Genomic DNA, 26342 nt, shown 5'->3' with positions numbered 1-26342 from the left:
CCCTACGAAGAACTTCGTCGAGTCGTTAGCACCAATGAGATGATCTCACGGAGTCACGCTGTACCGGCTGTTGAGCCTTCGGGGTAAACACATACCGAGAGAGAATACTTATCGAACGACGATCTACCGATCGAAAGCGGTTGGAATCGATACCTAATCAACACAGATCCCGTTCACCAGAAAGGTGGCTCGATGACAGAACCTATCGAGGTCGTCGATGGTGTCTATGTGGAAACGAAATACAGTAGGGACGATGTTTGCGAGAAGATCACAGAACTCGTCACCCAAGAAGTCGAATTAGGAGACAAAGACCCAGCTGGGACAGAGTCTCCGATGCGAGAATAGCTACCCATCTCAAGTATACGTCCTTACCTATTTTTCTCGGCAATAACCTATATCGCTCTGTCCTGTGGACTAGATAATTGCATGACTGATCTCGAACAGTTACCGCGGACAGATAACGAATATGTGCGGAAGGATAATTCGGTACAATGGCTACGAGAACGATCAGAGCCGACACCAGAGGAGATCATCAATGCCATCATCCCGAAACCGTATGGACAAAAAGGGAAGACGTTTGATAAGCCAATATCGGACGTACGCATCAAGGGAGATGCGGAGTTCGTGGAAACGATCGCGGGACTGCTCAAACCGTTCGTCGATTGTGAGTCGATGAACACACGACTCGACATCCAACTCCAGAAAGTGAAACACAAAGAGACAGGCGAACCAACGGACGCGTGGTCGCTCTATCTTAAATCAGCTGAACGTGGATCCAAGCGTCAGCCATAGATCGACGAAAATTGCTTTAGTCCCTTGTAACGATTTAGAAGTCTGAGACCCTATGTCGATAGAATCCGATTCTCAAATAAGCTCATAGGTCGTGCTAACATATTCATATTCCACGAGAAACCTTGTACATGCTGCCGCACACCATGTCCCCTCGTCAGTTCGACCAGCGTGATGCGTCTTACTCAACGGGAGCACGTTCGTCAAATCCGCTCTGTACCCGGGTACTCACTCCACGATAATACGTGCGCCACGTCCAGCAACCCAAGATGATCAACACCTGATATCGGGCACTCTCGGTTATGCCGCGAAATCACAGTTGCACGGAACTCAGGATCAACCGCTCGAGCGTGAATCGTTGTCGCGTACGTCCCAGCAGTCATCCCGTCGTCACTCGTCGCTGGCGTCCAGTCCGAGTCACTCCACTTTGCAACAGAATTCTCGACGAACGACCGGCCATCATCCGTCAACGCGTACGCGTCACCTCGCTCCTCGACGAGTCCCATGCTCTGCAACCAATTCACTCACTGTCTCGCCATGTCCGTCCCCCCGCGACTCCACCCTAGCACCGGGTGTGTGTCCAACTGTTGCTCACTCACCTCTTCGACTATCTTCGGTCGCAGCCATACATTTGATCGCTTGGTGAGTAATTTCCATGGCCGTATAGTTAGTACTCAGAAATACAAGCGCTTTTTATGATGACTCTCCCATCCCGAGATAGCGCGGTCACCCAAAACGGGCCCGGCGGTAGGACGCCGGAACGCCGCGCTGCCTACCAATGACAGCAATCAACCCTACGCAGGTCAAGAGTGATAACTCTGTCCGACCGACAGGCAACGAGCAACCTCTTGGCTTCAACGAAGACGGACAACCTGCCCACTGCAGTGTGCGGCAACTCGAACCATCCACAAGAACGAGCCCACAACCGACTATCGACACTTGGTCACCAGAGGGCAGTCATGAGTAACGAACTTGACGATCTCCTGGAGGTCCTCAAATCCGAACGCCGTCGCATCGTCCTCAACGTCCTCTCCGAGGTTCAACGAGAGGAATCCAACGACGAAGTGACCGTCCACGCACGTGATCTCGCTCGTCAAGTCGCAGCGATCGAAGCCGGTGTAGAGTCCACCGCAGTCGGTCAGACAACTCGACGTAAAGCCGCGATCGGACTCTACCACACGCACCTCCCAGTGCTTGCAGAGCACGGGATCGTCGACTACGATCAACAGAGCAAGACCGTGTCCACAACCGATCGGACACCGGTCGTGGCTCAGGTGATGCAGAGCATTGAGGAGACTATCGAGACCGCTAACAGCGACATGAGTGGACCCCCTGATATGGTTCGCTGATTTCGGGCCAGTCGCGTCGTGTCTCACGCAGAGCTACAGGCTAAGTTCTCAGCGTAGCTGCGTTTCGCTTCGGTACGCCATTTGCATCGGTAACCCACGCGTATCTTCCGCTGGGTCCGATGGCAACCGCTGGAACTCATCGTGAGGTGCACACGCAGTGAGCGATAGTGCGAACGCATCTAACACATCGTCAATGCCGATCTTGTACTCCAAACCTTGAAGCTCTCGAGCGATTGTTCGCCAGTCACCGGCCTCGTATTCAGGAACGGACTTCAGCGTAGACAACCGTTCTTCAACGCCGGCAGCGGTATGTTTGCTGTGTTCAAGCGGAGCTCCGTTGAACGCGCGAAAGCAGACCTCCGGATGGCCTTCGACGAGTATCTCTGCATCACCGTCACTCAGAAGTAGGTCCTCAACTTCGACGATCCCGTTCGAGATGCTGGCTGCTTGCTGTGTCAACCCTTTCCCAGTGAGGGAGTTGTTTTTCGCACTCACGTCGGCATACTCCGCCCCTTCCGATGCTAGTCTCGCGGCTTCACGTGCTGGTGCTGTGAACACTGAGGATGATCGAGACCCGATCACGGTTCTGGCGAGATCATCACACCGTCGAGAAATTTCCCCGTCCGCTTCGATACATGGACACGACTCAGATTCAACTGATTCACAGAGTCCGATCGGGACATCAACGACGATACGCTGCGCCGATTCGCCATACACATCCCAAACCTCACCGATCTCCTCGAACACGTCGACCGTGGGTGTAGTCTCACCCTCAGAATACACAATTGCAACCCACGCACCGGACGACCAATCAACGCCAACGTACTGTGAATCCATTCTCAGTAATAAACTCGACCAATTCGTCTTGTATCTACGGTTCACTCAGAATCTCTCTTTGCATCAAAATGATATGGACAGTGGCTGCAACCGAGCAGAATCGGACATATCCTGAGCAGGCATGAAAATCGGAAGGGACGGTGGCCCGGCACTCGGCGTCTACGTCGTGGAGGACTACGATGATTCTCTTGATGTGGTGCCAGAGACGATTAACCGGTTGTTCGGCTACGAGGAGTCGTTCTGGCCACAAGGGCTCTGGCGGGTGAGTGACGATCGTCCAACGGACCGAGTCGTTCGGAAGTTCGATATCTGAATTGCCGGCGGAATTCTAAGACATCAGTCTACGAGTACCACCTCTGCTGCGTATTCTAGGTGCGGAGTTCGGCGGCTGCGGTGCTCGGCAATGGAGTCGTACAATGCCTGGACGTAGATGTCGTGAAGGGTTGCTTTGACGTCGTCACTCACATCGCCGGTGACGTACTCGTTGATGAACCACGTCGCGGCCCTGTCTGCTTCAATGTAGATGGCTTCCTCTTCGTGCGCGGTCCACGCAGTGCGTCCGGTCCATCCGGCGATCCCTTCGCAGAGCCTCTCCCTGACGACATGCTCCGACGCGGTCTGCCATCTGGTCACGAGGTTGTCCGTGACATCCGCGACATTTCGGACAAGGGTGGTGAACGGTTTAACGGGTCGCCCGACCGCTTCGTGAGTGTCAATCGCGTCAAACGCTTCGCTGCAGATGCGGTCAGCAATGAGGTTGTGATCAAGTCCCGGGGCTTCAAGTTGAAGGGTTTCGCCATGGTCTGTAACTGCGAGGTCGCTTCCGCTGCCGGCCTCCACCCACGTTCGAACCGCGATCCACTCCTCACCGGTTCTGATGAGGTGATCAGTCACGTTCCGGGAGGAGTCATGGTCACGGTTATGAGCGCGAACGGTGACGTCGCAGACCTTCTCCGGGTGATTGTGTTTGAGAGCCTCCCTGGCTTTGTCTGCTGCTGTTTCGAGGGCCACCCTTTTCTTACCGCCCTGTTTTGTGCCTTCGTCAACTTCGGATGCAGTTTTTCGTGTCATTAGTATCGCGTGTTGTCCGCTGTTCGTACTGCTAACACGCGACGTCCGATGACGCGCTGGCCTCGCGTCGGCAAGAGTCTATGATACCAGGGATTGCGGTATCGAATTAGCTTGCCAGAGAGGGTCTATGCATCGTCAGCTTGTAGATGCGGAGAGGTTCTCGGGCGTCGCTTAATTGCTATGATGAATCTGGTAGTTAAAAACCCTCGTCCCAGAGATGTCCCGAATTCTAATTCAGCAGTTCGAGCGTGAAACAAAGGATGGAATGTTTCTGGCCCCTCTCATTACACGTGAACGCTTGGAACGCAAACAATTCCCATAACAATATTTAAGTTGATATGTTCTAAATTCTTAATTATGGGGAGCGCAGCGACAACAACTTCTACAGCACAAAACTCGCTGCAGAAGCAAGCAAAGGAGGATATGAACAGTGCTGTATCGAATGACGATCTGAAACGGGCTGCTGATATTGGGATTACGGTTCTGCTTGCTACGCAGCCTAATGGTCCGGCAAAAGTACCGATGTATAGTAACCTGAAACACGCTTACGCGTTCGTCAATGCAACAAATAACGACGGGGTTGAAGCTGGAGTACGTGCGGCCGGTCGGAGTGCCATAATAGGAGAACTCAGCAATGAATCAGCAGAAGTCACCGTCACAACCGCACAGAACGCCGTGACTGCAGCAGCTGAACGAGAAACGGTACAGCAAGGCGTTGATACTGCGAATAAGAATCTGCAGATGCCGTCCGAACAAGCTACAGAGGACACGCTTGCTGCCGTAATGTCTAACGGGGCAGATGCACTTTCCAAACAGAGCCGTTCAGATAAGGAATCCAAATGAGTGACAATTTCGACCTTACGGCGGAGGAGCAGCAGAACAATCTACGAGAGTTCATGGAAGTACACGGGCCGGAAGGTTTCTTTACAGTCTACTTTCGGCAGTTGCTTTATCGATACGTGAAACAGGAACTCAAATCCGCAGCAGATGACGTTGACGGTGTCGGTGAACAACTGTACTTCACAAACGACGGCGATCAGCTTCTCACAGAACATCGAGAAGACTTACGTGACCAGTGTGAGGTCCGTGCTCGGGAACTTGTTGAAGATCTCACTGAACATCCGACGCTTGGCCCAGCAATCACGAACGGCGACATTGAGGCATTAGACAAACATCAGGAGGAGTTTGTTGACGCTGTCCATCAGTGTTTTACAGACTGGAAATCGGAAGGGATCCAGCTTCTAGAGGATGCCGAATCCAGTAATGCCGAGGACCAGAAGCAATGACAAGCACGGAGCGGGTCTATATCCAGCGGAGCGAAGAGTTCGAAGATCGCCGCGAGGGGACATATCCTGAAACAGGAGGAATGACCTCCGTTGGATCGGTCGTCAACTATACTCCGACACGGAACTCCGATTCCGACTTCCAAATCCAATACAAACTCGACGAACTCCAACAGCTATTCGGCGGTGAACTCCCCGACGATGTGCTGGACTTAGTAGAAATCGCTGTCGCAACTTTCGGCGTTGATCGGTACTTGAAACGGGAAGTCATCGCTGGAAGCGATATCGCTGACGAAGACGCACGGATCAACACGCGCTCCATCGTTATCCGAATCCCAGTATTTACACCGGAACTCACAACCCCGGAAGCCCAAGAACTGCTTTCCACGATGGTGTCACACATGACCTACGACATCATCCAATTCAACTGTGTACAACACCCGAAGACAGGCAGTCACACAAGCGGAGCATTCGACACACCATCGACAGGCACAGAGGCAGTGAGTCTCTTCTCTGATGGCTTGGATAGCGCTGGAGGCGTCAATCAAAACCAAGCAGAAAATATCGACAGTAAATATGTGAGCCTAAACTACGGGAGTGGACTCGGGTCCCGTCACGAAGAACTACAACGCTTACTCAACGTGAGTCCCCACGTCTTCAAACTCAACTACGACGGAGATACAAACGAGTATACGACATTTTCCCGCGGATTCCTCCACTGGGTATTTGCAGCAGCCACCGCAGCTGCCTACCGATCCCCAGAGATCCGTGCATTCGAAACAGGGCTCATGGCACGATTCGCTATCCTCAACGAAGGATGGCACACCACTCGAACCGTTTCACCCATCGCAGTAGACCTGTTCAATAATTTACTGACAGAGGTACTGAACTGGAACACAGCGGTCCGAAACCCATTCCTTACCGATACCAAACGCGAAGTCGTGAATCGAATCTCTACTGAAGAAGTAGTTCAAACTGCCGTCTCTTGCCCGCACCACGGACGACAGGGACAGTACGAACTCAACAACTGCGGTCAATGCGTCCCCTGTATCATCCGCAACATTGCTATCCTCACCAGCCAATTCAACATCTTAACGGAAGATCTGAGTATCTGCGACTGGGGCGATGTTGATTTCGAAGCACGAGAACTCCCCGATAAAACGCCGTACCAACTTCCCAACCGGAACGACCGCGATACCTTCTTCCTCGCATTAGGCGAAATCGCACACCTCTGCCGACTCCTTCAAAACGAAGACGCCTCAACTGTGGTCACAGAATATCCCGAACTCGCTTCGAAAGAAACTTACAGCCTACACAAGCGATTCGCCACCGAGTTCACACAGGCCTTCGACAAGGTAACACAAGAGAACCCCTCGGCACAATCACTCATACCAGTTAACTCGAAAAACTCGGAAAAGAGGCCTGAGACGGGAGATTAGTCTTCATATCCTCGTGCATGTCTGATTGGCTTGCAGAAATACCGAATCTTAGCTGAGAGCCACTCCAGAGCGTAGGATACCGCGCAACCTCTGTGACCGATCCAGCACCGTCAGTCTAACTCCAGTAGTGATAACCAGTACCCAAAGTATATCTGACTAATAGATAATCTGCGTGTAATGTATCTGTATTCGCCGGACGAGATCGACCGGGAGCGAGCGAATCACCAGGCAGTGATTCAGGGGGCAGACGATATTGATGTGAAGCGAATTGGGAATCTCGGTGAACTCGCGTTCGAGCAGTTCTGTCGGGAGTACCTTCCGGTCGAGATGTGGGAGTGGGAGAACGAAGCGGCGATTCGGCGGTGTAATTCCGAGAGTTTCTCCGGGCACGATTTCGAGGTGTTCGGGTACGAAGTGGATGTAAAGACGTCAAGGGACGTCTCTGCGTTTCGCCCGGCGAACCTGCTGGAAAACGACCCCGACGACGACATCATCGTGATGGTCTGGCATCGAGACAACGAAGACGCACTGATCCTAATAGGATGGGAACGCACTGAAACCCTCAAATCGAAAGTGGAGACGCAAGCAGCGTACTCAGGTGACGAACCGGAAAAGCTAGCGCACCTCGCAGCGCGACCAATGAACGAGTTACAGGAGCTAGGGCCGAACACGGCGTACATGAATCAGAAACCGGAGAACCCGTTCAAACCCGGCGACCGCGTCATCAAGGCAAGTGACGAGGACGCGTCAGTCGGCGTCGTCATCGAAGTAATGCCGCCAGAGAAGAATACCGGTGCCTTCGGTCAAGAATTGAATGGTGAGGCCGTTCGAGTAGCGTTCCCGAGTGCACTTGATCAGGGACCCGCTGACTGGCGTGAGTACCACCCCGGAATCCTCGCATCGTACTGCGTCGACACCGAGATCAAACTCTGGACATACAAACACGAGAACCTCGAGTTCGCCGACAACCCCTACGTCCCGGGCGACCACGTCATCAAGACGAGCCACTCTGATCCGAACACGGCCGTCGTCGTGGAACGCGGTGATGGTGATTCAGTTACCGTTGCGTACCTCGGCGACTTCGACGACGAAGGTGTGTGGCCATCGAAACTCGCAGCGCACTGCGAAGACAACGGGATCAAATGCTACACGTATTCGGCTGACGAATTAGCGTTTGAGAAAATGTCTTGACTGACAGGAACCGCACGTTTTACCGATCTGGGTGCATCGTGAGTGCCTGATCGATCCTGCGTGCAATTTCAAGCCCTTCCCACCGGCTACGAACTGAATTAGGAGTCTCTTCGTCTAAGAGATCGTCCTCCTCGAATTCATTCCACTTGAGTTTCAGATATTTGCCAACGACAACACGATCGATTGGAAACCCGTGTTGCTGATGCCAGTCTATGATATTCTTATTATTCTTACTGGAGTTGCATGACTTACATGCAGGTACCATATTGCTAATGTCATTAACCCCTCCCGAGTCACGTGGAACGATGTGATCGAACGTAGTTTCAGATTCCCGGTTACAGTACGTACAGTAGCCAAGATTTTCTTTCAGCTGGTACTGGTTCTCTTTCAGCACCGACGACATCGTAATCTCACCACTCGTTAGTTCATTGTATTTGGTCCACAGCAACCAGCCTTTGAATTGGTCTGGATGATCAATTGTCGAAGCTAGATGCGTGAGTCGAGCATACTGGTAACAAATGAGATCACGATGGGTCTCTACCCGATTTGGCACATGTGAAAACGCAGACTGCAGACGCTCAGAAGGATACGAATAGATCTTCAATCCAGCATCATCCGCTTCCGATTGAAGATCTGCCAATGAATTTCTCGTCCAATTATCCACGCTCTCATCAAGCGCCTCCTTCGAAACGACCTGGACAACCGGGGTGTCCTCATCGTAAGCATCGTTGAAATCTGCAACAGTCTTGTCGGTATCCGGGACTGGAAATTCGCTACACGTCTTGTCGGGGAGACCCACCACAACATATCGGTCATACCCCGCATCAGAATCGATTACAGTCATTCCCAGCGGGAGTCGATGTTCCGGTTCGCGTTGAATTTCAGGAGGCATTTTACTCTGGTAGAAAACATCAATCAATTGTATATAAATGACCGCGTTTATTTCGTTCGTATGTCCTTCTATTAATCTAATGGATATACTGTCCTGTTCTCTACTTAGGTACAATCCAAGCCCTTCCCTCTGCATTAGATGACTGGGTCAACCGTGACCTTCTCCTTCCGGGAACTCTTGTATCCGGACTGGACTGCTACACTATAGGTTCTGGTCCGGGGAACTCACACAACAACGCGACACAGACCTCTTCGACAACCCAGCCAGCTTCAAGCAATACAATCCTGATAGGCTAGTTAAAATAGCACGACCCCCCCATCAGCGAAAGCCAACGAGTCGAAGACAGCCGAGAGTACGAGGCTTTGCGCATAGGAGCAAACAACCCGGTCGTTCCAATGATGAAGATGTTAAACAATTCAACACTACAGTTGGAGTCCGTCGAAATTAACTGGCGGGGGAATCATCCCTGGACAAATCCCCTATCAAATCACCGTAGGGCACACGCAGAAATCGGATACCGATCACAACTTCAATCAGCTACACCAAGCAAGTGGCGTATACGTCTAAAAGAGGTCGTCAGTGGTCTCCGCTTCCCGTAGTTTTCCAAGCGTAGTATCACGACGCGCTTGTGGGTACTTCGACTCGTACGGTATCGGGTCTTCCAGCTCGTAGAACGTCTCACGGTCGAACTGGATTACCTTCTCACCTTCCTCGATGTCAAACTGGTCTACATCGCGTTCTACACCGGCATCGTGCGGGTCCACGACGTCATCAACCGCTGCAAAATACCTGACTTCACCAATATCCCCACTGATGTACATCGCAATATAATCGAAATCACGTCCCACTCTGACGAACCCCCACGCCGCATTCTCCTTCAAAAAAGACAGTCCAGACTCCCGAGAAGGGTAGACAGCAATGACCGCATCTTCATCGCCCTCAATTTCCTCACGAGCGATCGTTCCCACAACCCTGTCCTGACGAGGCTCCGGCACATCGCTCTCACCCGATTCAGTAGTCCCTGACGCACTCTTCCGTGATTCACCGGACTCCGTCGACGATTCTTCGCTCACGAACTGGCGTTGTTCTCGTAGCGCAGAAACCAGGTTCTGAACAAAGTCCCGAGACTGCTCTTCTAAATCCAGCGGCACATCACCGAGCTCCCCTCGTACCGCTGACCGGATCGTCTCCGTCACTTCATCTTCATTCCGATTGATATACTGAATCGCATCGTTCGTCTGCGCTACCTGCGCAGCAATCTCATCCGATTTCCCCGACCGAATCGCCTCCTTCGACAGCAATTCCAGAACATCTGGATCCGCAGCGAGATCATCAAGATCGAATTGCACCACTGAAACCTCCTCCCCATCACCACTGTGTTGATCCTTAGTCAGAACCTCGAATGCCTTCCCGTTAGTAAGAATCCCCCAATCCACGTTCAACTCCTGCCGCATGTAGCTCTTGAGTTGCCGAACATGCTGCGAATTGAGACTTGATCCAGCCGCCTTCGCTTCCACGAACACCACTGGAGAGTCACCGACGAGCAACGCGTAATCCACGTGCGTACTCCCAGACGCCATCGGGACCGTATATTCTAATTCGACCTCGGTCGAGTAGAGATCCCACCCCAACAATTCGAGAAGCGGCTGTACAAGCCGCACTTTCGTATTCTGCTCGTTCATTTGCGGAGACGCCTCAAGCAACTGCTGCGACCGCTCGACGTACTCCTCTACTTCATCTATGCCCATATTATCTCAGCAGTTAGCATACCAGACACAAATAATCAGGTGAGAAAATCTCAGGAACTACCCACTCCTGGAACGTCCTCCATTCAACAGTGCTGACTGTTCCTCAACGTCTAAACCAGTACTCGTATCTAAAATTAGTAAAAGTAATTATAACACTCTACTTTTTGTATAGAGAAGTGACAAACACACCTCACAGTTTCGTTGGAAACGTTAATCTGAGTCATTCAACTATATCAGTTCGAGAACTAATATCCAGACTCGCTGAACCTGACAAGCCAGTCACCGATGTAGATTCACCGCCGATCGTCATCCCGTCTCTCCAACGTGAGTTCTGCTGGAACCAAGAGAAGATAGAGGCGTTGTTCGACTCACTACTACGTGGACTTCCGATTGGAACGCTCCTACTGTGGAACGTTGAACAAGAGGACTCGGATGCAGACACAGAAGCAAAGTACCAGTTCATCCGCCACTACGCGAACCGGTCGAATTTCCCGACTGAAGAGGTAGATGAACGCACAGTTTGCTACCACGGACGGAAAACAGCTAATACTGACTGGGGGTGCAATTATACGTTCACGCTTGACGGTCAGCAACGGTTGACATCCTTCCTTATCGGCCTTCGTGGGAGTTACTACACTCACCGGAAAAACAAGTACACACGAAACCTCCGATCCTACCACCGGAAATTCCTCTGTCTAAACCTGTTGAACGACCCTCATCGAGAGCCAGAAGATGCTCAAGAGTACGTCTTTGAGTTTGACTTCCGCAAAACCGACACCATCGAATATCACCCAGATGATGATCAACTCTGGTACCCCGTCCGGCATGCATGGAACACAGAACAACCCCTTTACGAAGCAACCGACCTCCCAGAAGATGTTCACGGGGATGAACACGTACAAACCAATATTGAAGCGAACCTCACCCGACTCCAAGAAGCAATAGACGCTCCGCAGATTCCGTGCGAAAAGATCAGTGACATGCGGAACGAAGACGCATTAGAACTCTTCATCAGACGAAACAAAGGTGGAAAACAACTCAGCAACTCGGATATTGCGTTCTCACTCATAACCGTCTACTGGAACAAATTCGGCGAAGGAGAAGATCCAAAGGACGTCTTTGAGTCAAACGCCGCCAACCTCAGCGACCAATTCGGAACCCATAGCTTCGGATTCGGGAAAGGGTTCCTCATCCGCTCATTATTCTATCTTGATGACGAACGTCCCTCATTCGAGCAAAATAATCTCATTCCATCGAAGATCGAATCGCTTGAAGATGTCTGGGATTCGAACTTCTTCGAAGCACTTGAAGTCGCTTTCTCATTGGTGAGTGATGAATTCGGACTCACTGGAAAGTGCGTCGGATCAAAAACCTCGCTCCTCCCAATCATCTACTACTGTAAAGAACGGATCGAGGACGATGATTTCACGTCATACTCTGACTTCTCAGACGCTGATCAGCGAAAAATGGAGTACTGGGTGCAGCTAACCGTTCTCACAAACCTCCTCGATATCGATCCCCCAACCACAGTCGCCCACAAGATCCGACCACTACTTACTGACGCCTCAGAATTCCCAATACACGCTATTCTTGAGCACTACAGTGACGAAGTCATCCCACTCAAGATCAGCCCGCGAGACAAAGACGGTCACCTCTTGATCGATCGCCTCGTAAAAGAAACAGACCACAGTGAGGCAACAACACTCCGCAACTACCTCCTGACGAAATTGTACGATGACCGTGGAGTTGGGACAGATTATCTCATCGAAACTGACGACAAGAACGAAGTCTCCGCAATCGACATCGACCACTTCTTCCCAGCATCAAAACTCCGGAACAACGAGTCCTACCTCGACAACCAGGAACTAGAGTTAGACGAAGACGAGTTAAAAGCAGTCAAAACATTCTGCAAGGAGAACGTCAACCGGTTCGGGAATTACACTCTTCTTCCCCAAGGCGTAAATCAATCAAAAGGACAACGAGACCCTGAGAAATGGCTTACAAAGCACGTTGACGATATTGAGTCAGTAGTGGGCACTCACAATCTGCCGGAAACAAGACCGTACTCATACAACCGATACAAAGACTTCCTCGCTGCACGAGAGCCAAAACTGATTGAAGAACTTGAATCACGATTGGTTCTGTACGAAGATATCGAGGCTATATAGGAACCCACGCCAGTGACGCGTTATGCTAGGTGCTCCAAGTCCATGCTCTTATCCAGGAGCACAACTTGTTTTCCGCCTTTCCCAATGATCTTTCGCTGAAACAGTTCCTATTGAGGCTCAAACACAGGTACAGACTCTAGTCTGCTTGAGTATTCCGACACCGATTCGAGTTTCACTGCGGGTTTGTGACTCCACAGTCGGGGCAAGATTCGTACCAGAGTCCTTCTGCGTGGCTTCGATGCTCGCACTGTCTCGGGTCTGCTTCCAGTGTTAGAAGGTCCCAGTCGGGATCTGGGTGTTCGCTGAAGAAGAGGTCGGTCCGTCCGTATCCACGGAAGTCCGTGAGCAGGTGGACGGGACAGTGCTGGCAAGCGTGCAGTTCGACCCGGGTGTAACCGTCATAGACAGATTCCGATGACTGCCATTCGTGGAATCCTTTCGGCCCTGGACAGGGAGCGATCTCAGGCCGGTCCGCAAGTGCCTTCTCCAGAACCCCATCCACGTACCGTTGTTTCAGCGATTCTTCAAAATAGTCGCGTGAAGATCGGGTGATAAGCGTATTCCTTAGCACCTTGAGCGGCAGATCAGGGATTGTGATTTCGTCCGGGTCGTAGATGTATTCGCCAGCCTCCTCGTCGTACCGACGTCGTAGCGTGCAAGGCCGACTCGTACAGATCTCGTAGTCGTTCTCACAAGTCAGAACATACGATGGAACGACCCCCCAGTTGTGCTCACCAGCATGATTGTAACTTTCGCAGTCCAGAAAATATCTGGCAACGTTATTACGAACGCTGTATCCAGACCCATCCCGTGCAGCGAAGGCATCACTGATAACCGAGTAGTTTAATTCGTGTTCCCCGAAATCCGTAGAGGAGAGCCAAACAACAGAATACCCGACTGAAAGATAATCGTGTGTCGTGGTCCGAACGTCCTTATGGTGGTGCTGGTGCTGGACCTCCACGACAAGACCATTCCCGAAGAAAGGGTTCTCTTCCGCGAACTCGACCAGTGCGTCTGCCCGGCGAATACGGTTGCCGCTACCACTGTCAGAAACATCGATATCGACCTCCGCAGCGCACCGTTCGGCCTGATCATCGAACGTTTCTTGGAGTGTTGCAACGGCGAGTGCGACACACCGGGCATGAGTTGGTGATTCGCCGGTGGACATACCTGAACACGAGTTACTGGCAGTCTCGTTGACGTGGTAGAAGTGTCGAGCCCGTTTTTTTCCACCACGGGCATATAGAGTGTCACCGCATTTTAGACACTGGACCGGGGCCTGGTTCGGGACCATAGCAGGGACCACGGTCTTCCCATTTCGCAAAGCCCGGAACGGCATGTGATTGTACTGTCAAACGCTTATGGCATGTAATTGCCGGTCAGACCCTACCCTTGCAACTCCCGATATCGGTAGTTCGAGAAGTAGTTATGAGTGTTTTCAGTGGGCAACAAACGAGAATAGTCCTTCTGCAATCGGTCTGCGGACAAAATATAGTCGACAGAGTTATTCTGACTTTAAGAGTTTCTCTTCCACTGCCAGTGGAACAGGAGCAGGTGCGGTAGTATCGGTTAAATTGATATCTTGGACTGCTTTTTCAAAGACCTCCTCAAGATCGGCGCGGGCTTTTCCCGTCACCTCTCCGTTGGAAACTTCTGTTAACTCATGTTCGATCGTGCTTTCAAGTTCCTCTTCGTCTACTGCTACTTCGAACGTGATGGAGTATGTGTCTGTCATGGATATCTGATTTGGTCTGCTACAATAGTTTGTCTCTCAGACATCATAATAATACTTTCGGCGAAACGTCGAATCGGCGATTCACCTCATCGGTAACATTCTAAATACTGCGAATAGTAGGACCGGTATGGCGAAATCACTAAATCCACGGATTGAAGTCGAAATCAAAGAAGCAGTAGAAGAACTGGCAGGCGCAGACTATACAATGAATGAAACAGCATCGAAATTGATACAGATCGGTGTTTCAACCCGCAAATCAGGGATTGAACCAGAAATCAAAGGTCCCTTCGGGCTTCCTCGTCCATTTGCAAAAATCAAGCTTGGAGACCGAATGACAGAGCTTCGAACAGAAGTCAATGACGAGCTCGCTGATCAATTAGTAGACGAATTCGACAACAAACCAAATACCGCAGCACGCGAAGCCTTGCGCCTCGGTCTATTCACTGTTGCCAATAACGAATTCGAGATCAAAGGACCATTAGGTGGTCCCCGACCTTTTGCCGAAATAGATCTCAGTGGTCTCAACGACCCAGAAGTACAAGGATTCGTCAGAGACTTGCGAGCACGGCTTTGAACCCGCTTCGTTCCCACTCACGGCTACTATGCACTATCAATTGGCGGCCGTAAGTCTCGCCAGCGAAAATCAGCTTCCTCACCAGAATCAAGAGCTACGCGATGCAGACGAAAGTCTCGCGTATCGCCGGTAACTGAACCAGATCATCAGACAATACCGCAACGACCTGACCGTGTGAGCCGTGATACTGTTCGTGATCCTCAGTCTCGTCAGGAATATCAATCCGGACGCGATTACCCGTCAAGAACTACTGGATGACCAAAGCAAACGATACCGAAGGAAATCAAGGTTCTATAATCATCATACACGCTGCCGCACACCACGTCACCTCGTTTGTTTGGTCGATGTCTACACCCACGCGAGTGACGCGTTGTGCTGCGCAAGATACTCTGGGTTCAAGCTCTCATCAGGAAGCACGACTTGTTCACCATCCTGGTGGATAATCGTTCGCTGTAACAGTTCGCTTTGCGTCTCGAACCCAGGATTCACGTGCAACCGGTAGTCCTGATCAATAGTGAACAGCTCCCGGTCGAACGCCGCGTGATGCGTCTTACTCAGCGGCAGCACGTTCGCTAAATCAGCCCGGTGCTCCGGGTAGTCACTCCACGATAAGACGTGGGCCACGTCCAGCAGCCCAGGTTGATCAACACTTGAGATCGGGCACTCTCGGTTATGCCGCAAAATTACCGTTGCACTGAGCTCCGGATTAACCACACGTGCGTGAATCGTCGTCGCATACGTCTCAGCAGTCATCCCGTCGTCGGTCATCGCTGGCGTTCAGTCCGAGTTGCTCCACTCCGCAACAGCGTTCTCGACGAACGATCGACCCTCGCCTGTCAACACGTACGCGTCACCTCGTACCTCAACAAGCTCCATGCTCCGCAACCAGTTCGCCCGCTGTCTCGCCATATCCGTCTCTCCCCGACTCCACACCAATTCCGGGTGCGTATCCAACTGCTGCTCACTCACCTCCCTGAGCGTCATCGGCCCAGCAGACAACGCATACAGCAGACTCCGAAGCCCAACGTTCTGATCATACATGATGCGAAGCAACGTCGCCACATCACCCTGCTGCACGTACTCTCGACCAGCATCACTCAGTATCCATCGCTCATCCGACTGCTGAAGGAAGCCGACCTGCTGTAAATAACTCATCCGTCGCATAATCGACTCCCGACTCGACACGTTCGCAAACGGTCCGCGATGCCACCCCACCAGCTCATCCGCCGTCGGGCGATGTGCCTCCACAAACTCAAGCACCGCATCCAACGTCTCAACGTAGCGGGTCCCACCACCGAACATCGGAACAATACTGCGCAAACGATCCGGAGCCATGCAGAAATAGTGACAGGACCAGTTGATGATCCTTTCCCCGTTGAACAGTAAGGCGTTACCAGAGAACGAACGTCAGTTACGACTTCGGAGACCCGTTAATTGGTGGCCGTAAATCACGCCAGCGGAAATCGGCTTCGTCACCCGAGTCGAGAGCCACACGATACAGACGAGAATCCCGCGTATCATCGGTGACCGAACCAGCATCGTCAGACAATACCCTAACGATCTGGCCGTGTTCACCATGATACTGTTCGTGATCTGGATCAGTCTCGTCAGGAATATCAATCCGGACACGGTCACCCGTTGAGAACCGCTGCATGCTCGAAGCAAACGATACCGAAGGCAATCAGGATTCTGGAATCAATAAAAATACTGCCGCACACTACGTCACCTCGCAGCTTTGAGATAGTTGATACACGTAAGGTAGAGGGTGTCATAGAACAGTTCTCATACCAGAGAGCAGGGTGAACGCTGAGGTGGTATGAGCCCAGCGACCCTGCAAGAGAATCCTACGGTAGAGACGTTCTTCAATGTCGTGGAAACCGAGACACTAGCGCTGTTTGAGCATCTCTCCTTCGAGTTTCTCGAAAAGTTCGATGTGTTCGCCCCGGCGGAGACGGGGCGAACACGAGATCACGAACCACCCGAGATGATGCGTGGGTTTCTGCACTGCTACTACAAGGATATCTACGGCATTCGTCCGGTTGCGCGAGAACTGAACAACACAGTCGTCTGGCTCAGCTGTGGCTTCGATCGACCGCCGTCGAGAGACGCGGTCGATCGCTTCCTCACCGATCTCGAACACGTCATCGACGAGATTTTCGACCACCTCGTCGAGCAGGCCGCCTTGCGGGGCCTGCTCGACTTGACCTACTCTATTGATTCGACAGACGTGAGGACGATGCCAGCCGATCAAGATGCGTCGAAATGCTACGATCTAACGGCTGAAGAGTACTACTACGGCTACGGCTGCACGATCGTTTCGACCGGGTCGAAGATCCCAATTGCAGCGGAATTCACCGAGAGTAAACAAGCGCCAGAAGAGACGGCGATGCGCGTCACACGTGACGCGCTCGCCGTCGAAACACCGATCTGGATGCTTGGAGACAGCGCCTATGACACACTCGATTGGCACGACTACCTGCTGGCCGCAGGAGTCGTGCCAATCGCCCCGTACAACGCACGCAACACCGACGATCCACTGGACATAGAGTACAGGGTCGAAGACCGTATCAAAGAACACAGCAAGGAAGTGAAGCTGAAGCAATCGACGTTAGATGAGACGTACAACCGCCGGACAGGCGTCGAACGAACTAACGACGCAGTCAAGGACTGCGGCCTCGGGCACGTCCGCGCCCGAGGCCGCGTCCATGCACGAGCACAGGTGTTCCTGTCCTTGTGTCTGCGTCTCGTTATTGCGATCACCAACTACGAACGAGGAGATAATCCGGGAAGCACGATCATCACGGTGTGACAAGAGTTCTATGACACCCTCTTGCTTATAATTAAGTACATGTAGTGCAAACGGCTAGCAATGACGATGAAACCGATGCGGTCTAATCCATGCTTTGAATGAAACTATGACAGATTCGACTGAAGCAGTTAGTCAAGAATTAGATGATATTCTCCTCGATGATCTGGTCGAGGTACAAGAACGAACACCTGGAACTGAAGAGCCCAACCTCACTCCGGGGCAGGCAGTCTATGATGAGCGACGCCAGAACATCATCGAAGCGGAAACCACCAGGGTTAGTGGCGAACTGGACCTCTCGGAAAGCACTCAACAAATGGCGGTGTCGTTATTTGAGCAGTATGCAGAACAAGAGGATATCACTGGTAATGCTCTTGAGGTCCTGGCCGTTGCATGTCTCTATACAGCATGTAAAGTAGAGTCGGTACCGTTGAGCCCTGATGATTTCGCAAATGTCTCAGAAACAGCCTTCACGCGTGTGATTCTGCTGCGTCGGGTGAAATCTATCGCTAGTACCCTTGGACTAGATCCCCGGGCATTTCTTGATCCAACCCAGTACATCGACCACTACTGCGAGGACCTTGGGCTCGACGATGAGGTTGCGGAGCGGGCCCATGAGATCCTCACAATTGCCGACGAAGCAGCCATCGGTAGTGGGAAGAGCCCAACGGGTCGCGCAGCAGCAGCGATCTACAACGCTTGTCTTGAATTGGACCGTAAGGTAACTCAAACGGAGATCGGGAATACCGCTGACGTCACCGAGGTCACCATTCGGAACCGGTACCAAGATCAACGCGAACTTCTCACCTCATCATCCACGTCAAGCGAGTCAAAATCAAATGCAGAACCAGGACTAGAACCGGAAGCAGAAATAGATAAGTCCGTTGATAGCAGCCCTGAAACAGCGACCGAACCATTGGACCAAGAGGTGTCTGATTTTAGTCCCTATGTCGGCGAGGCCGTTGCGGAAAATCTCGTATCGGCGCTCAAACAACTTGAGCAGGCTGATGAATCCCTGGTCAAAGCCTGCACTGAAACATGTAAAAAGGCTGGTGGATCGGGAGACCTTGATGAATTAGAAGCAGATGATGTCTCCCTGGCGCTCGCAATTATCCGCCAGGCAAGCATGGACCTCGGTCACCCGATCAGTTACCCGAAACTGAAGCGTACCCACAGAGAACACGAGGAAAAAATCTACCGGGTAACCTCAGACCTTGACGAAGCACTCTAATATGGACGACCCAACGCAACAGCCATCAGCCCAAAATCTGCGTGCTCTTGAATACCCGCTGCTCTATGAGACAAGCACAGACGATCTCATCTCGGATTTTTATACCCCAAGTCTCAGTGCCGCCAGCATCTACAAACGAGCAGTAGGATATTTCACGAGTAGTTGGTTCGAAGAGGCAGCAGCAGGCATCGCCCAGTTAGCAGCCGCTGGCGGAACTGCCAAATGGGTGATTAGCCCAAAGCTCGCCGCCGACGACTGGAATGCAATCGAGCGCGGCGATGCAGCGAAACGCGACCCATCCTTGTACGCCCACATGGAGACGCTCGTTGAAGATCTGGAACACAACCTGCAACAGAACCCCCAGAATACGATCGCGTGGCTAATCGCAGATGGCCTACTTAAGATCCGGATCGCAATCACGGGAGAGACACTCGGTGGCGACTTCCATGATAAGTGGGGTCTCTTCATCGACGACGACGAAAACAAGGTTGCGTTCCACGGGTCGCAGAATGATAGTCGCAAGAGCCTCTCCAATTACGAGTCAAACTCGGTGTTCACTTCCTGGCGATCGTCTGTTGACGAGCGTCGGGTCGAAGAGCATGAAGCGCGATTTGACGACATCTGGGCCAACGAGAAGCCTGGGGTACACTCGTTCAGTCTTCCAGATAGCGTGGCGCTCGGCATTGCAGAGCTCCGCAGTGACGATCGACCGTATGAGGACCCTGGCGAGCAGTCGAAACTCACGAGTCCGTATCGATGGCGTCACCAGGAAGAGGCTGTCAATGCGTTCCTCGAAGCTGAAGCCGGGATCCTGGATATGGCAACCGGGACTGGAAAGACGCGGACATCATTGAAGATTATCGATCGTTTGCTTCGTGATGAGAAAATTGAAACTCTCGTTGTGGCGACGCGAGGAAACGATTTACTCAATCAGTGGCAGGAGACAGTCCTGGAGCACTTTTCGGCGAATGAAATGTTCTTGTACCGGAATTACAACGGGTACGATGAGCTCGGCAGTTATCTGATGGCTGAGAATGACCGGTTGGATGTACTTTTAACGTCGTATGCGAATCTTGAGGATGCAGTCGATGGCGGTATGAGTGACAAGCTGACTGAAGGATTACTCATCTGTGATGAAGTCCATAATATTGGTGCTGACTCGAAACAGGACGCGCTTGGTGGAAAGTTGGATGTCTTCCCGTATCGGCTCGGACTGAGTGCGACGCCATTTGACCCGTACGACGAGGCGCGAAACGAGTTTATTCGTGATGAGGTCGGACCGGTGGTGTATGAGTTTGGATTGAAAGCAGCGATCCAGCGAGGCATTCTCACTGAATTCGATTATACACCACTTCGGTATGAGCTGTCGGCTGACGACAAAAAGGAACAAAAAGAAGTCTTCGGTAAATTTGCTGGACTCAAGCAACAGAATCCAGGAATCCCGCAGAGTCAGCTCTACATTATGCTAGCCAAAGTCCGGAAAGAATCAGAAGAGAAGCTACCGGTATTCAGGAAGCACTTGCAGGCGAATCCGCACATCTTGGAAAACGCGATTATTTTCGTCGCCTCAAAAGATTATGGTCACAAGGTTCAGAAGATCATCTTCGATTATGTTGATGACTTCCACACATACTACGGAGAAGATGATGAGTCGAAACTCGATGAGTTCTCCAGCGGCGGCCTGTCGACGCTTTTGACGAGTAAAGCCATCTCTGAAGGGATCGACATCAAATCCGTAGAAAACATCATCTTGTTTTCGGCCCCTCGGTCGAAAGGCACCACCACGCAACGGATCGGGCGGGCACTCCGAAAAGATCCATCCAATCCGACCAAAAAGGCCAACATCCTCGACTTTGTTGTGGGAAGTGATATCGACCAGAACTTGGAGGAAGACGGATCAAACGCCGAAGAGAATGAAGAAATGACTCCGCCAGATAAGGTGCGGCACGACTGGCTCACAACGCTAAGTCAAGTTACGCAACAAGAATAATCATGACCGACGAATTCGAATTCAAAGCGATTGCCAGCGAGGTACTTGAAGAATATGACCAAAATGAAGCATTTAAATCACGATTCATCGGCGTGTGTCAAACAGCGATGAAAGGAGGAGCAGATAAAAGCGACTTGATCCGACTTATCGAGAACGTCCATCTTACCGAAGAGGAACGCGCAGATGAATCTTAGAATCGAAGAAATCCGGTACGAGAACATTCGAGACATCGGGAATCTGACGCTCGACTTCACCAAGCCAGGAACTGGTGAGCCCTATCACATCTCTCTGGTGCAGATGCCGAATGGCACGGGGAAAACCACGACGATGGGGTTGATTCGACATTTGATACTCGGCACCCAGCTTGATGGGGGCACTGTCAAAGATTACGAGCCAGATTATGGGGCTTCTGAAGGCGAGTTTGCGATTACCTTTGCAGCAGGGGACGATCGGTTCCGAGTCCATATGCAGTTGGATTACGACATGGGAACCCTCACGTACCGACATTCATACCCCCAGCGTGAGGGCGGCGGGATGAATAGCGGCCACTTCCTCCCAATAGCCCTCCAAAACATCCTCACTGAGGACTTTGTCGAACTGTTTGTATTTAATGGCGAATTGACTGACGAGTTCATCGAGACTGGCAAGGACAAAGCCGAGCAAGCTCTCAAGATCGTTAACCGCCTGGATCGTGTTGATGCCCAAAAGGCATCTATCCAAGGAATCGTCGACGAGTATCAAGAAGAAAAAGGCGCAAAGACAAAGCAGGGTCTGAAACAAGTCAAATCGAGACTTGAAACACGTCGTGACAAGTTAGCGGAGCATCAAACGTTACGCAATGAACTGGAGGATGCAGTCCAAGACCACCAGGAAAAAATCGAGTCGCTCATCGAAGAACGGGAGGAGATCATCTCGAAAGATCAGGAGGCCCTGAACAAGTACAAAGAGTACGGGTCGGAAATCAAGGACCGAGAGACGAAGTTACAGACGAAGTCGAATGCCATCATTGAGGATATGCGAGTCCCCAGTAAGCTCTCTGCGGACTTCTATGAGGACTTTGAAGAATTGCTTACACATATGAAGATCCTCAAGCTACCAAAATCGACGTCGAAGGAATTCTTTGTAGAGCTGGCTGACGAGCCGACGTGTGTTTGTGGGCGAGAGCTTGATGCGGAGCACCGAGAAGAGATCCGTGAGAACGCTGAACAGTTCTTGTCTGATGAAGACGTTGGCGTCCTCAACTCGCTTAAGGAGCGCTTAGGGAGTGTTAGTGAACCTGCATCTCTGGAGAGTCGGCTCGACGACCTCAGTGAGACGCGGAATGAGCTCAAACAGTATGAAATGCAACAGGCGCAGCTAGATCTCAATGACGAAGATCTGGAGGAGAAAAAGCAGGATCTAACCCGGAAAATTGAGACCGAACGGACAGAAAGAGACCGGAAGAAACAGAAAATTAAGCTGTTGACGACTGATGACAAAGGCTTGCGCCAGAAGCACGGTTTGGACTGGGGGAACAACATTCCGGCGGCGAAGCGCGAAAAGACGAAGTACGAAGAGAAAGTCGAGGAAGCAACCGACACAGTCACCTTTAGCGCACAAGCCGAGAAGCTTGAGTTGATCTTCGAGGAGTTTGTCGGACGGACGGTCGAGAGCGTCAAAGCGGAACAAATCCAGAAAACTAATGAGCGACTTGAACGGATTTTGAAGCGTTCCAGTGTCCAAATCGAGTCGATTGACGACTCGATTAACCTCCGTAACAAGAGTGGTTCCTCAGAGGGCCAGTCCTTGGCAGTCGCCTATGCATATCTCTCGACGCTGTTCGAAGAATCTGCAGTGGACATGCCGTTTGTAATCGACAGTCCGGCGGTCAGTCTGGATCACAAGGTCCGTCGTGAAGTGTCACCAATCATTTCAGGACTCTTTGATCAGGTAATCGCGTTCATCATTTCGACAGAAAAGTCCGGATTCGTTGAGAACCTGGAGCCGGATCATGAGGACGGTATTAAGTACTATACGGTCTACAAGACAGAGAAGCCTGGTGAGTTAGCAACCCATACGGATCGGGATTACTTCATGCAATTCACGTCTGAAGAAGAAGAAGACGGAGAAGACGCCAGTAACGTAGTAGAGCAAAACGCATCTGGGGGTGAGTAACCATGTCGTTCCGACTCAGTGATGATGCACGCGAGTACTTTGACGACATTGAAGATAAGAGCTCTACAGGGAGGTTCGATAGTATGTGGGATAAATACTATTTTGCAGCGATGATCGGCATTAAAGCTCGTGACCGGGTTCCCATTGACAAAGAGCCGAGTGCCGAACCGTTTGTCGATACTGTGATTGAGGATTATGCGGATCAGAAATTCGAACTCTATGCAGCGCTGATAATGGCCGAAATCAATCGACAGCATATCCCGAAGGAGGAAGAGGATGAGATTCGCGAGCTAATGCTTAATATTCTTGACTCCACAGACCCAACACGCCTCTCTGACCATGGCAAAGAGTTACTCAATTGCTACGCCGAACAGGGCCACAAAATCCTCCAGAACTCCGGCCCTACACCGAAGGAATTCGACGAATTCCTCCGGCAATATCACAAGGTACTCAACGAAATCTGACTGAACGCCTCTTCTTTCCTTACTGAACGGTCCCTAAGAGGATCCTCGATTGGGTGTACCTCAAGCGCACGACTTAGTCATTACAACGCTAGGTCTTGTTTAGACGCGTAATTCCACGGCCGTGAGTAGCTAATTCTGAGTTCGATGTTTCTGACGGTGACTCGTTGGATATGTCTAAAACCCGATGTATATATATATCTCTGTAGATCCTGCTTCAATTGTGATAACTTGTCAATCTACTGTTTTTGTGGCCGAAATCAACGGGCATCGGCTGTGATTGCCCCACTTCCTGTATTTGACCGATCTTCTCGAGAGGGTCGGCTACGTGAGCCCGATTCTGGAAACCTGTGCCAGGAGGGTATCGACGACGAACCGATCGTCAACGCCCTCGAGTCGTATCTCCGGTGCGTCGACCGCATCAGCCCCGGCAACAGTCGATTCGAGGGAATATCGACTTGACACGTACGTGCGCCCGTACGAGAACGTCCATGGGACGCCAGCGATCGCCCGACTGCGTGATGGACGCGGCAAACGAGTACGACGAACTCCGATGCGTCGAAGGCCTCCTCGATGCACTCGACGACGATCTCGAGAGCAACGATTCGAAGTTTCGCTATCTGAGCGACGTTCGACAGTTCTACACGCACCTCGTGGACTGCCACGGTTCACCGTTCAACCCGGCGGAAACCGTCGACCACGAGGAACTGTGGAAAAACGCACTCAAAAATGAGAAGGACAACCCAACCCTCTCGAGCGAGTAAGTCAGGGCGTTGTACGATGTTGCCGAGTCGCCAGTCGAGCAGCTCGTTGTGCTCGCGCTCTGTGCGTGGGGCCTGCGACGCAACGAGGCCGCTAGGCTACATCTCTCGCAGTTCGTTCTCGAGGGTGTTGATCCACATATCGCCTTCGAGAACGGAAGAACGGGCCGGGGGTAGTCGCGTTAATGTACGGGTCAATAACTCTTCGATCGTGGCGACAGACTCGGGAGTTGTGGCGGTAATTGGAGTGGGTACTTGTTCCCCTCGAGTAAATCCTCGAGTGAGTCGGCAGTCGGACAAGCACCAGAGAAGAGCCCTAAGAGTTTTCTCACTACTACGACACACAGCGAGCGCACAATCAACAAATAACCGCCAGCGGTAGTGCTAGACTAGACAGTATCGCTCGGATAAACACTCAAGAAGATTAACATTCATTAATCACTGAACGGTGGCGACTTGCTGTGGCAGGTTACGTCGCACGAGGCGTCACGGTGGAACGATCGTAACTACAATTTCGAAGGGTTCAGCGGTTGCGAACCGATTCGCGGGTCTCAAGAAGACAGCGAGGCACTACAACTCAACACAGTGTGGCAATTCACCAGAGCCGGAAAATTACAATTTAATCAGTTTTCAATAAGGTAGCTTGACGCACCTATAATGGGATGACTCTGACGTGAGGGTGAGCAAACCAATGCTTGGAAAACAATCAACACCACTTGATGACCCTCCAACAAATATTGATATATTTTCATTTTTTATCCAGCGTCTATTGTGTACATGCCCAAGTGCAACTACATCGTATTCTTTGGAATAGTCTTTATCAGCTAGATCTTCAAAACTGACTGATGCGTCAAACGACCTAGTCACTGCTGCTATGCTTTGATGAAAAAGGCCTAAGCAAATTTGATCCTGTTCTTTTATGGGTGGATAAACGTCTTCAAATGTCGATTTAGATGGATCGCGATAGTCAATTCCATAGAGGAGCAATTTCCCATCACAGACAGAATACGAATCCCTATCGCCTAAGTGTACATGGTCCCATTGTGGAAGGAGATCAGATAAGATCACATCAGACTGATACGGATCATGATTCCCCCTTATATAACAAAAGGCGATATTGCTGTCGACTATTTCTTTTAACTTCAACTTAGTTCTGTGATATAATTTTGTCTTCAATAGAGGGTTTTCATCGAATATGTCTCCTGTATGGATAACGAGGTCTGGATTCAAATCTTGGATCACTTTGATAGTCTTTATAAAACGTTTATATGATGGAATTCGAACTTTTTCTCCATCCTGCGTTGTGTAATTTTGTAGCCCTAAATGACTGTCAGACATATGTACTATCTGGAATATGCGACTTTTAGAGGGAGCCCAGTCTAGAATCGGATCTACTCTGAGAGGTAATTTCTGTTCCCGCCAAAGAAAACCACGATCAATCACACTAACATACTCTACTGAGGATCTATAAGAGTATTACTTCTTAAATATACTATCAGTGAATAGAATCTACGGGAGAAGTACAATTGGTTATTCTGTTGGATCTACTTGGGGCTGAACGATGCCGAACCTAAGGACGAATTGTCGGAAGCGGCCGTTTTGATCGACCTAATCCTTCTGTCAGCTGCCCATGTCGAGTTACGGTACGAGGATAACGAAGAGATGCACACCTGGCTGGACCGGTTCCAAGACAAGTGGTTGGGCCCTCAAGATGCTCCCAAGCAGAAGCCCGACGCCGAAAACGGGGTTCAAGGACCTAGTCTTAGACTAGTGTGCCTTCAGCCCTGAACTGCTAGGTTTATCTACGTAGAGCGCCTCTATAGTGTGCTCAGAAAATTCCTGACGTAAACCATGCCACGAACA

27 protein-coding genes and 1 pseudogene are annotated in these 26342 nt (G+C 51.1%); 16 read left to right on the top strand and 12 right to left on the bottom strand.

The genetic code is table 11. The features are described from left to right. The first annotated feature begins 426 nt into the window (after window positions 1-426). The gene (locus D8Y22_RS02205) at window positions 427-792 is read left to right on the top strand and encodes a hypothetical protein (RefSeq protein ID WP_141463057.1); all 366 of its coding nucleotides are present in this window, start codon (window positions 427-429) and stop codon (window positions 790-792) included. Between the two features lie 200 nt (window positions 793-992). Here D8Y22_RS02205 and D8Y22_RS22625 read toward each other — a convergent pair whose 3' ends face one another. Next, entirely contained in the window at window positions 993-1295 is a 303-nt protein-coding gene (locus tag D8Y22_RS22625) for a hypothetical protein (protein ID WP_246084335.1), read from the bottom strand. A gap of 453 nt (window positions 1296-1748) precedes the next feature. Between D8Y22_RS22625 and D8Y22_RS22165 the strand changes: the two genes are divergently transcribed. Further along, window positions 1749-2138, top strand: coding sequence for a DUF7344 domain-containing protein (locus tag D8Y22_RS22165; RefSeq protein ID WP_174811728.1), 390 nt, complete (start codon window positions 1749-1751; stop codon window positions 2136-2138). A gap of 48 nt (window positions 2139-2186) precedes the next feature. Here D8Y22_RS22165 and D8Y22_RS02190 read toward each other — a convergent pair whose 3' ends face one another. Then, window positions 2187-2975, bottom strand: a complete 789-nt coding sequence (locus tag D8Y22_RS02190) for a DUF429 domain-containing protein (RefSeq protein WP_141463053.1) — start codon at window positions 2973-2975, stop codon at window positions 2187-2189. 121 nt (window positions 2976-3096) lie between these two features. Between D8Y22_RS02190 and D8Y22_RS02185 the strand changes: the two genes are divergently transcribed. After that, window positions 3097-3288: a hypothetical protein gene (locus D8Y22_RS02185; protein ID WP_141463052.1), complete on the top strand. Its 192-nt coding sequence runs from the start codon at window positions 3097-3099 to the stop codon at window positions 3286-3288. Between the two features lie 23 nt (window positions 3289-3311). Here D8Y22_RS02185 and D8Y22_RS02180 read toward each other — a convergent pair whose 3' ends face one another. Then, window positions 3312-4046 (bottom strand): hypothetical protein, encoded by a 735-nt coding sequence (locus D8Y22_RS02180; RefSeq protein ID WP_141463050.1) that lies wholly within the window; start codon window positions 4044-4046, stop codon window positions 3312-3314. Between the two features lie 357 nt (window positions 4047-4403). On the opposite strand from D8Y22_RS02180, the gene D8Y22_RS02175 reads away from it, so the two are divergent. From D8Y22_RS02175 to D8Y22_RS02160, 4 genes are all read left to right on the top strand, one after another. Next, the gene (locus tag D8Y22_RS02175; RefSeq protein ID WP_141463048.1) at window positions 4404-4889 is read left to right on the top strand and encodes a hypothetical protein; all 486 of its coding nucleotides are present in this window, start codon (window positions 4404-4406) and stop codon (window positions 4887-4889) included. Next, window positions 4886-5332, top strand: a complete 447-nt coding sequence (locus D8Y22_RS02170) for a hypothetical protein (protein WP_141463045.1) — start codon at window positions 4886-4888, stop codon at window positions 5330-5332. The genes D8Y22_RS02175 and D8Y22_RS02170 overlap by 4 nt, the downstream gene beginning before the upstream one ends. After that, window positions 5329-6768 carry a hypothetical protein gene (locus tag D8Y22_RS02165; protein ID WP_141463043.1) on the top strand — a complete coding sequence of 480 codons (1440 nt, stop codon included), beginning with the start codon at window positions 5329-5331 and terminating at the stop codon, window positions 6766-6768. Before D8Y22_RS02170 ends, D8Y22_RS02165 begins: the two co-directional genes overlap by 4 nt. Window positions 6769-6945: 177 nt before the next feature. Then, complete coding sequence (locus tag D8Y22_RS02160) at window positions 6946-7959, top strand: hypothetical protein (RefSeq protein WP_141463041.1); 1014 nt, start codon at window positions 6946-6948, stop codon at window positions 7957-7959. A 19-nt stretch (window positions 7960-7978) separates the two neighbouring features. Here D8Y22_RS02160 and D8Y22_RS02155 read toward each other — a convergent pair whose 3' ends face one another. Together D8Y22_RS02155 and D8Y22_RS02150 are read right to left on the bottom strand one after the other, a co-directional pair. After that, window positions 7979-8986, bottom strand: coding sequence for an HNH endonuclease (locus D8Y22_RS02155; protein ID WP_246084334.1), 1008 nt, complete (start codon window positions 8984-8986; stop codon window positions 7979-7981). Between the two features lie 428 nt (window positions 8987-9414). Beyond that, window positions 9415-10599: a type I restriction enzyme HsdR N-terminal domain-containing protein gene (locus D8Y22_RS02150; protein WP_141463039.1), complete on the bottom strand. Its 1185-nt coding sequence runs from the start codon at window positions 10597-10599 to the stop codon at window positions 9415-9417. Between the two features lie 176 nt (window positions 10600-10775). On the opposite strand from D8Y22_RS02150, the gene D8Y22_RS02145 reads away from it, so the two are divergent. Further along, a complete protein-coding gene (locus D8Y22_RS02145; protein ID WP_141463037.1) occupies window positions 10776-12767 on the top strand; it encodes a DUF262 domain-containing protein in 1992 nt (663 codons plus the stop codon). Between the two features lie 172 nt (window positions 12768-12939). On the opposite strand, the gene D8Y22_RS02140 is transcribed toward D8Y22_RS02145, so the two are convergent. Next, window positions 12940-13935, bottom strand: coding sequence for a hypothetical protein (locus tag D8Y22_RS02140; protein WP_141463035.1), 996 nt, complete (start codon window positions 13933-13935; stop codon window positions 12940-12942). A 336-nt stretch (window positions 13936-14271) separates the two neighbouring features. Further along, window positions 14272-14502, bottom strand: coding sequence for a hypothetical protein (locus D8Y22_RS02135; protein ID WP_141463033.1), 231 nt, complete (start codon window positions 14500-14502; stop codon window positions 14272-14274). Window positions 14503-14629: 127 nt separating this feature from the next. Here D8Y22_RS02135 and D8Y22_RS02130 point away from each other — a divergent pair, with 127 nt between their 5' ends. Beyond that, window positions 14630-15076, top strand: a complete 447-nt coding sequence (locus D8Y22_RS02130) for a hypothetical protein (RefSeq protein ID WP_141463031.1) — start codon at window positions 14630-14632, stop codon at window positions 15074-15076. A 26-nt stretch (window positions 15077-15102) separates the two neighbouring features. On the opposite strand, the pseudogene D8Y22_RS23295 reads toward D8Y22_RS02130, so the two are convergent. The 4 genes and pseudogenes from D8Y22_RS23295 to D8Y22_RS23290 all read right to left on the bottom strand — a co-directional run bounded on the left by D8Y22_RS23295 (window position 15103) and on the right by D8Y22_RS23290 (window position 16730). Continuing rightward, window positions 15103-15320 (bottom strand): annotated as a pseudogene (locus D8Y22_RS23295) (hypothetical protein). 104 nt (window positions 15321-15424) lie between these two features. Continuing rightward, the gene (locus D8Y22_RS22770; RefSeq protein WP_246084333.1) at window positions 15425-15844 is read right to left on the bottom strand and encodes an HNH endonuclease; all 420 of its coding nucleotides are present in this window, start codon (window positions 15842-15844) and stop codon (window positions 15425-15427) included. Window positions 15845-15853: 9 nt separating this feature from the next. Next, window positions 15854-16411, bottom strand: a complete 558-nt coding sequence (locus D8Y22_RS22765) for a hypothetical protein (protein ID WP_246084332.1) — start codon at window positions 16409-16411, stop codon at window positions 15854-15856. A 76-nt stretch (window positions 16412-16487) separates the two neighbouring features. Further along, window positions 16488-16730: a hypothetical protein gene (locus D8Y22_RS23290; protein WP_141463029.1), complete on the bottom strand. Its 243-nt coding sequence runs from the start codon at window positions 16728-16730 to the stop codon at window positions 16488-16490. 162 nt (window positions 16731-16892) lie between these two features. Between D8Y22_RS23290 and D8Y22_RS02110 the strand changes: the two genes are divergently transcribed. The 7 genes from D8Y22_RS02110 (at window position 16893) to D8Y22_RS02080 (ending at window position 24482) form a co-directional block, all read left to right on the top strand. After that, window positions 16893-17885, top strand: a complete 993-nt coding sequence (locus D8Y22_RS02110) for a transposase (protein WP_141463027.1) — start codon at window positions 16893-16895, stop codon at window positions 17883-17885. 106 nt (window positions 17886-17991) lie between these two features. Next, window positions 17992-19113 carry a transcription initiation factor IIB family protein gene (locus tag D8Y22_RS02105; RefSeq protein ID WP_141463025.1) on the top strand — a complete coding sequence of 374 codons (1122 nt, stop codon included), beginning with the start codon at window positions 17992-17994 and terminating at the stop codon, window positions 19111-19113. A gap of 1 nt (window position 19114) precedes the next feature. Further along, window positions 19115-21103, top strand: a complete 1989-nt coding sequence (locus tag D8Y22_RS02100; RefSeq protein WP_141463023.1) for a DEAD/DEAH box helicase family protein — start codon at window positions 19115-19117, stop codon at window positions 21101-21103. 2 nt (window positions 21104-21105) lie between these two features. Further along, the gene (locus D8Y22_RS02095; RefSeq protein WP_141463021.1) at window positions 21106-21297 is read left to right on the top strand and encodes a hypothetical protein; all 192 of its coding nucleotides are present in this window, start codon (window positions 21106-21108) and stop codon (window positions 21295-21297) included. Beyond that, window positions 21287-23257: a coiled-coil domain-containing protein gene (locus D8Y22_RS02090; RefSeq protein WP_141463019.1), complete on the top strand. Its 1971-nt coding sequence runs from the start codon at window positions 21287-21289 to the stop codon at window positions 23255-23257. The genes D8Y22_RS02095 and D8Y22_RS02090 overlap by 11 nt, the downstream gene beginning before the upstream one ends. A gap of 2 nt (window positions 23258-23259) precedes the next feature. Continuing rightward, window positions 23260-23721 carry a hypothetical protein gene (locus D8Y22_RS02085; RefSeq protein WP_141463018.1) on the top strand — a complete coding sequence of 154 codons (462 nt, stop codon included), beginning with the start codon at window positions 23260-23262 and terminating at the stop codon, window positions 23719-23721. Between the two features lie 488 nt (window positions 23722-24209). Next, window positions 24210-24482 carry a hypothetical protein gene (locus tag D8Y22_RS02080; RefSeq protein ID WP_141463016.1) on the top strand — a complete coding sequence of 91 codons (273 nt, stop codon included), beginning with the start codon at window positions 24210-24212 and terminating at the stop codon, window positions 24480-24482. 627 nt (window positions 24483-25109) lie between these two features. On the opposite strand, the gene D8Y22_RS02075 is transcribed toward D8Y22_RS02080, so the two are convergent. After that, window positions 25110-25817 carry a metallophosphoesterase gene (locus D8Y22_RS02075; RefSeq protein WP_174811727.1) on the bottom strand — a complete coding sequence of 236 codons (708 nt, stop codon included), beginning with the start codon at window positions 25815-25817 and terminating at the stop codon, window positions 25110-25112. Between the last annotated feature and the right edge of the window lie 525 nt (window positions 25818-26342).

The sequence above is a fragment of the Salinadaptatus halalkaliphilus genome (assembly GCF_006543045.1).
Taxonomy (GTDB): Archaea; Halobacteriota; Halobacteria; order Halobacteriales; family Natrialbaceae; genus Salinadaptatus; species Salinadaptatus halalkaliphilus.
This window is presented reverse-complemented; position numbering and strand designations above follow the sequence as displayed.